Source organism: Rhizobium sp. CF122 (genome assembly GCF_000282035.1).
Taxonomy (GTDB): Bacteria; Pseudomonadota; Alphaproteobacteria; order Rhizobiales; family Rhizobiaceae; genus Rhizobium.
Genome location: NZ_AKKA01000010.1, coordinates 85703 through 92507 on the forward strand (window position 1 = coordinate 85703; position 6805 = coordinate 92507).

The 6805-nt window shown below is 60.1% G+C and carries 7 protein-coding genes; all 7 read left to right on the forward strand.

Annotated features, from left to right (window positions below; genetic code table 11):
* Positions 1–20: 20 nt before the first annotated feature.
* Positions 21–1346 carry an ABC transporter substrate-binding protein gene (locus PMI09_RS02995; RefSeq protein WP_007788729.1) on the forward strand — a complete coding sequence of 442 codons (1326 nt, stop codon included), beginning with the start codon at positions 21–23 and terminating at the stop codon, positions 1344–1346.
* Positions 1347–1447: 101 nt separating this feature from the next.
* Positions 1448–2416, forward strand: coding sequence for a carbohydrate ABC transporter permease (locus PMI09_RS03000; RefSeq protein WP_193385379.1), 969 nt, complete (start codon positions 1448–1450; stop codon positions 2414–2416).
* On the forward strand, positions 2413–3366 hold the full coding sequence (locus PMI09_RS03005) for a carbohydrate ABC transporter permease (RefSeq protein WP_007788735.1): 954 nt from the start codon (positions 2413–2415) through the stop codon (positions 3364–3366). Before PMI09_RS03000 ends, PMI09_RS03005 begins: the two co-directional genes overlap by 4 nt.
* Positions 3363–3575 (forward strand): hypothetical protein, encoded by a 213-nt coding sequence (locus tag PMI09_RS03010; RefSeq protein WP_007788737.1) that lies wholly within the window; start codon positions 3363–3365, stop codon positions 3573–3575. The genes PMI09_RS03005 and PMI09_RS03010 overlap by 4 nt, the downstream gene beginning before the upstream one ends.
* A gap of 3 nt (positions 3576–3578) precedes the next feature.
* Complete coding sequence (locus tag PMI09_RS03015; protein WP_007788739.1) at positions 3579–4676, forward strand: ABC transporter ATP-binding protein; 1098 nt, start codon at positions 3579–3581, stop codon at positions 4674–4676.
* Complete coding sequence (locus PMI09_RS03020; protein WP_007788742.1) at positions 4669–5676, forward strand: ABC transporter ATP-binding protein; 1008 nt, start codon at positions 4669–4671, stop codon at positions 5674–5676. Before PMI09_RS03015 ends, PMI09_RS03020 begins: the two co-directional genes overlap by 8 nt.
* A 48-nt stretch (positions 5677–5724) precedes the next feature.
* Positions 5725–6805 (forward strand): dihydroxyacetone kinase subunit DhaK (locus PMI09_RS03025; protein ID WP_007788744.1); only part of this gene is annotated, 1081 nt, incomplete at its 3' end.

Genomic DNA, 6805 nt, shown 5'->3' on the forward strand with positions numbered 1-6805 from the left:
CTTGGTTCTGGGAGGAACGTATGCAAACGAAATCGAAAGCCCTTCTCGGGCTGGCCTCGGCATTCATCATGTCGTCAGCGCTGCCCAATCTCGCAAAAGCCGACCAACTGACACTCTGCTGGGCGGCTTGGGACCCGGCGAACGCACTTGTCGAGCTCTCGAAAGATTTCACTGCCAAGACCGGTACGGAAATGAAGTTCGAGTTCGTGCCCTGGACGAGCTACGCGGATCGCTTCCTCAACGAACTGAACTCCCACGGAAAACTCTGCGACCTGATCATCGGCGACAGCCAGTGGATCGGCGGCTCGGCTGAGAACGGCCACTACGTCAAGCTCAACGACTTCTTCGACAAGGAAGGCATCAAGATGGATGACTTCGTGCCGGCGACGGTCGTGGGCTATTCCGAATGGCCGAAGAATACGCCGAACTACTGGGCGCTGCCTGCGATGGGCGACGTCGTCGGCTGGACCTACCGCAAGGACTGGTTCGAGCGGCCGGAGTTGCAAAAGGAATTCAAGGAAAAATATGGGCGTGACCTCGCCGCGCCGAAGACCTACGACGAGCTGAAGCAGATCGCCGAGTTCTTCCAGAAGCGGGAAATCGATGGCAAGACCGTCTACGGCGCTTCGATCTACACCGAGCGCGGCTCCGAAGGCATCACGATGGGCGTGACGAACGTGCTCTACGACTGGGGTTTCCAGTACGATAACCCGGACAAACCCTATGAAATGGAAGGCTTCGTCAATTCGCCCGATGCGGTGAAAGGTCTGGAATTCTACAAGGCGCTTTATGATTGCTGCACTCCGCCTGGCAGCTCCAACGTCTACATGGTTGAGTCAGCCGACGCCTTCAAATCCGGCCAGGTCGCCATGCAGATGAACTTCGCCTTCACTTGGCCGGGCCTCTACAAGGACGAGAAGGTCGGCGGCGACAAGATCGGCTTCTTCCCCAACCCCGCTGAAAAGAAACACTTCGCTCAGCTCGGCGGACAGGGCATCTCGGTGGTCTCCTACTCCGACAAGAAGGACGCCGCCCTGCAGTACATCAAGTGGTTCGCCCAGCCTGAAGTCCAGGCCAAATGGTGGCAACTCGGCGGCTACTCCTGCCTGAAATCGGTCGTGAACGCCCCGGACTTCGCTTCCAGCCAGCCCTATGCTCAGGCGTTCTTAGACTCCATGGCAATCGTCAAGGATTTCTGGGCAGAGCCGAGCTACGCAACCCTCCTCCAGGACATGCAGAAGCGCGTTCATAACTATGTGGTGGCCGGCAACGGCACGGCTCAAGAGGCGCTTGATGGCCTGGTGAAGGATTGGACCGAGGTCTTCAAGGACGACGGCAAGATCTAGTGTCCGGCTGGACGTACAACCTTCTTGCCAGAATGGCGGCCCGGATCGCCAAGACTGCCGGGCCGCCACCTGTCTCACATACGAAAAGACCAGGTGACATGTTGAACATTTCCTCTTCCTCCATCGTCGAGAAGGCAGCAGATGCGACTGCAAGGGCGACGCCAACATCGGTCGCTCACCGTGTCCGCGGCCTGTCCGATCGAGCCATCGCCTGGGTGTTTATCGCCCCCACCATCGTCCTGCTTCTCGCCATCAACATCTTCCCGCTCATCTGGGCGATCTATCTCTCGTTCACGAACTACCGGGCAAACCGTCCAAATGCGCCGGTCCAGAACGTCGGATTGAGCAATTACGAGCGCGTCCTCACCGACCCCGATATCTGGCAGGCCATGCAGACGACGGCACACTTCGTGTTCTGGACGATCCTGCTTCAGACGGTGATCGGCTTTACGCTCGCTTATCTTATCGACCGTAAGTTTCGCGGCCACGCGTTCTGGACGACGCTGATCCTGATCCCGATGATGCTGTCTCCGGCCGTCGTCGGCAACTTCTGGCGATTTCTCTATGAGCCGCAGATCGGTCTTTTCGCCTACGCCGTTTCCCTCGTCACCGGCATCCCGACGGCCGACATCCAGATGCTCGGCAGCGTCTCGCTGGCGCCCTGGGCGATCATCATCGTCGATACCTGGATGTGGACGCCGTATGTCATGCTGATCTGCCTGGCAGGTTTGCGCTCGATCCCCGACTATATCTATGAGGCGGCAGAGGTCGACCGCGCCTCCGCATGGCGGCAATTCTGGTCGATCACCGTGCCGATGGCCCTGCCCTTCATCATGCTCGCCGTACTGTTTCGCGGCATCGAGAATTTCAAGATGTTCGACATGGTCACACTGTTGACGGGTGGCGGCCCAGGCTCGACCACTGAGGTCGCCTCCATCACCTTGAAGCGGGCCGCCTTTGAGAGCTGGGCAACGGGCCGTGCGTCGGCCTTCGCCATCATCCTCTTCGTGGCCGTGTTCGGTCTTGCGAATATTTACGTCAAAGCGCTCAACAAGGTGAAGCAACGATGAGCTCGGTTACCTCAGCCCATTCGGTCGTCGAACCGAGCCTGGCCAGCAAGCGCATCGCCGGCGCCATCGTGATCCTCTACGCCCTGATCACGATGATCCCGCTCGTCTGGATCTTCCTGACCAGCATCAAATCTCCGCCGGACTCCATCAGCTATCCTCCGAAGATCGTCTTCACGCCGACACTGGAAGGCTATTGCAACCTTCTTACGACGAGAACACGCCAGACGCCGGAATACATTGCCTCCCTGCCCGCACCGACCGGTACCTGCGATGAGGTGACCCGTAAGCGAAACATGGTGATCGCCGGCTCCTCGAATTTCCTGCCGCGTTTTGCCAATTCTCTGGTGATTGCCTTTGGCTCGACGTTTCTGGCCGTATCGTTGGGGACGCTGGCCGCCTACGGTTTTTCCCGTTTCAGGGTACCGCTTGCCGACGACCTTCTGTTCTTCATCCTGTCGACGCGCATGATGCCGCCCATTGCGGTCGCAATCCCGATCTATCTCATGTACCGCGAGCTTGGCCTTTCCGACACAGCGCTTGGCATGATCCTGCTTTACACCGCGGTCAACGTTTCGCTCGCCGTCTGGTTGCTCAAAGGCTTCATCGACGAGATCCCGCGCGAATACGAGGAAGCCGCAATGATCGACGGCTACACCCGGCTGCAGGCCTTCTGGAAGGTTGTCCTGCCGCAGGCAACCACCGGCATCGCCGCCACCGCGATTTTCTGCCTCATCTTTGCCTGGAACGAGTATGCCTTCGCAGCATTGCTGACCTCGGGTCAAGCCCAGACGGCGCCGCCGTTTATCCCGACAATCATCGGCGAAGGCGGTCAGGATTGGCCCGCTGTCGCTGCGGGAACAACGATCTTCCTGATCCCGATCCTCGTCTTTACCATTCTCCTGCGCAAGCAGCTCTTGCGTGGCATCACCTTCGGAGCGGTCCGCAAATGACCCATCTTACCGAAACCCCGCTCCCATTGCGCCCGAAGCGCCCCTTCTTCCTGCGCCGCGGGCCGATGGAGAACATTGCGACTGCGTTGATCGCCATCGGCTTCCTGATGCTCTTCCAGCCATTCCTGCTGGTCCTCTACACCTACTCGCTGGTGACGTTGCTCGCGGGCACGGCCATGTTCATCATCGTCTCGAAGTTTCCGGAGTGAGCCATGGCGGACATCAGGATCGAAAACCTCCGCAAGCAGTTCGGCAGCTTCGTCGCTGTCGAGGATTCAAGCTTCGTCATTCATGACGGCGAGTTCCTGGCGCTGCTCGGACCGTCCGGCTGCGGCAAGACGACGACACTTCGCATGATTGCCGGACTTGAACTGCCGACCAGCGGCAAGATTTATCTTGACGGCGAAGACGTCACCTTCAATCGCGCCAGTGCCCGCGACATAGCCTTCGTGTTCCAGCTTTTTGCGCTCTATCCGCATATGAACGTGCGCAAGAACATCGGCTTTCCCCTGCTCTCGCAAGGCATGCGGAAGGCTGAGATCCGAAAGCGTGTCGAGGAAACCGCGCGGCTGCTGCAGATCGATCATATCCTTGAGCGATCCGTCTCCGGACTTGCCGGCGGTGACCGCCAGCGCGTGGCTCTCGGGCGCGCGATCGTGCGCCGCCCGAAATGCTTCCTGATGGATGAGCCGCTTGGCACGCTCGACGCGGAATTCCGCGAAGTCATGGTTCACGAACTGCGCGAACTGCATAACCGCATCCATGCGACGACGGTTTACGTGACGCATGATCAGCACGAGGCGATGGCAATGGCCGACAAGATCGCAGTCATGAACCATGGTGTCATCGAGCAATTTGGCACGCCCCAGGAAATCTACAGCAAGCCAGCCACCATGTATGTCGCGGATTTCATAGGCTCGCCGCCGATGAATTTCATGCGCTTCACCTCCGGCCTTCAGTCCGGCGCGCGATCGGTCTCGCTTCACGGCGTCGACGTCACCGTTCCGGAAGTGCACCAGGACCTGGCCGAAGCCGAACTGGCGCTCGGCGTCAGGCCCGAACATATTCGCTTCAGCGATACCTCTCCTTTGCGCGGCGCGGTCTACGGCAGCGAATATCTCGGGACCAATCAGGTTGTGGCAATCGAGACGTCGAGCGGCGTCATCAAGGCCCGCGTTCCGGCAAACCGCAATTTCCGCATCGGCGAGACGGTTGGTCTTGAGTTCAACCCGGCCAAGCTCGCACTGTTCGACTGCACGTCAGGCCGCGCCATCGCTTCGGCACTCTACTCGGAGGCACGGCATGGCTGACGTCGTTCTCAAAGGCCTCAACAAGCGCTTCGGTGAGACACCGGCCCTCGCTGATCTCAACCTCTCCATCCGCGACGGCGAGTTCGTCGTCCTGCTTGGGCCGACCGGTGCTGGCAAGACGACGACGCTGCGCCTCATTGCCGGGCTGGAGCGCCCCGAGAGCGGCCGCATCGAGATAGGCGGTCGCAACGTCGCAGGCGAAGCTCCGGCCGACAGGGACGTCGCATTCGTCTTCCAGCAATATTCGCTCTATCCGCATATGACGGTTTACGACAACCTTGCCTTTCCGCTGCGCGCGCCGGTGCGCAAGCTCGCAAGCGAAGAGATCGACCGCCGCGTGCGGGAAATTGCCCGCATGGTCAGGATCGACCACAAGCTGGAGAACCGTTCGACGCGTCTGTCGGGCGGCGAAATGCAGCGCGTTGCGATCGGCCGGGCGCTCGTGCGCCAACCCGCCATCTATCTGATGGACGAACCGCTCTCATCACTCGATGCGAAACTTCGCGCGGAACTTCGCCTGGAACTGAAGCGCATCCAGAAGGAGCTCGGTTCGACCCTGCTCTATGTAACCCACGACCAGGTCGAAGCCATGACCATGGCGGATCGGATCGGCATCGTTGCGGAAGGAAGGCTGTTGCAGGTCGGAACGCCCCGCGAAATCTACGGCAATCCCGCCAGTCTTCATGTCGCTGCGCGTCTTGGCCAGCCGCACATCAACCTCTTGCCAACTGATCTTCTTCCTGGCGCCAATCCGCCACCGGGAACGAAGACGATCGGCGCGCGAACCGAGCATCTCGATATCATCATCGATCAGAACGCCAATGCGAAGATCGACTGGATCGAACACCTGGGCGACCAGAACCATCTTCACATTAAGGTCCGCGACCACAAGCTCGTCACACTTGCCGATCCATATCTCGCGATCCGGCCGGGGGATCGGGTGAGCCTGACGCTACGCGATCCACTCTATTTCGACGCCAGCGGCCAGCGCCTTGGATAAGCAACCGAACGAAACAAACGCACTGGCATAAAAGACGGATCTTTCTCCATGAAACATTTCTTCAATCGCCGGGAAACAATTGTCACCGAAGCCCTCGATGGTCTGCTCCTGACAAGCAGTGCGGGCCGTCTTGCCCGTCTGGATACCTTCCCCGATATCAAGGTGATCCTGCGCGCGGACTGGGATAAATCGAAGGTCGCAATCATCTCCGGCGGCGGGGCCGGACACGAGCCCTCGCATGCCGGCTTCGTCGGCAAAGGCATGCTCACCGCGGCCGTATCCGGCGAGATATTTGCCTCGCCCAGTGTCGATGCCGTGCTGACAGCAATCCGTGCCGTAACCGGGCCCAAGGGTGCACTGCTCGTCGTCAAGAACTATACGGGTGACCGGCTGAACTTTGGCCTCGCCGCCGAAAAGGCCCGTGCCGAAGGCTTCGCTGTCGAGATGGTGATCGTTGCCGACGATATCGCGATCCCCGGCATCAACCAGCCTCGCGGCGTTGCCGGGACCCTGTTTGTGCACAAGATCGCCGGTTATCACGCCGAAGCCGGAGCCGACCTGAAGACGGTCACCGCACAGGCGGTGGCAGCGGCGCACGACATCGTTTCCCTCGGCATGTCGCTTTCGACCTGCAGCGTGCCCGGTCAGGCACATGAAGATCGGCTTGGCGCCGACGAAGGGGAGCTCGGACTTGGCATCCACGGCGAACCCGGTGTCGAGCGCATTTCCTTGCAACCTGTTGCCGACCTCGTTGCGACGATGACCGAACGGCTGGCCGGCAAGGTCGGTGACACAGGAGATCATGCGCTGTTGATCAACAACCTCGGCGCTGTGCCGCCGCTTGAAATGGGCGTCATCGCCAATGCGGTGCTATCGTCACCAATCGCCGGCCGCGTTCGGCTGATCATTGGGCCGGCCCCGATGATGACCGCACTCAACATGAACGGCTTTTCCCTGTCGCTGATCCGGCTGGACGCTGACCGCGAAGCCGCGCTGAAGGGCGCCGTCGCGCCGCATGCCTGGCCGCCCGCCACCGAACGGCACGAAATTGCCATCGTTCCGGCGCCGCAAAGACCGTCCATGCGGAACGAAGCGACATCGGCCAGTGACGACAAGCATAATCGCCGTC